At 39.7% G+C, this 252-nt stretch carries 1 protein-coding gene; it reads right to left on the reverse strand.

Annotation, left to right across the window (positions count from 1 at the left end):
• Positions 1–17 precede the first annotated feature (17 nt).
• Positions 18–252, reverse strand: a 235-nt coding sequence (locus AAEY88_RS14715) for a nitrate reductase cytochrome c-type subunit (RefSeq protein ID WP_350563581.1), incomplete at its 5' end; no start/stop codon positions are given.

Here is a 252-nt window from a genome sequence, read left to right on the forward strand (position 1 = left end):
ATTTATATCTTCACTAATTACTTTGTCGTAAATGTGTTTTCCACTAACTCCTGTTTATTATCTGCTTGTGCAACATGGCACTGTACGCAGAAGTAGTTCATGCCATTTAATGTGCCTTTGTCATCTATAACGTGTGACTTCGCCACTGGCGTTGCTTTCATTCTTTTTGCTTTATCCCAGCTATGGCATGTTAGACAGCCATTTTTGTCTGTAGTGATGCTATAGCTATCTTTGTGAGGGATTAACGGCGGT

Origin of the sequence: Psychrobacter sp. CAL346-MNA-CIBAN-0220 (genome assembly GCF_040309805.1) — a bacterium.
GTDB lineage: Bacteria > Pseudomonadota > Gammaproteobacteria > Pseudomonadales > Moraxellaceae > Psychrobacter.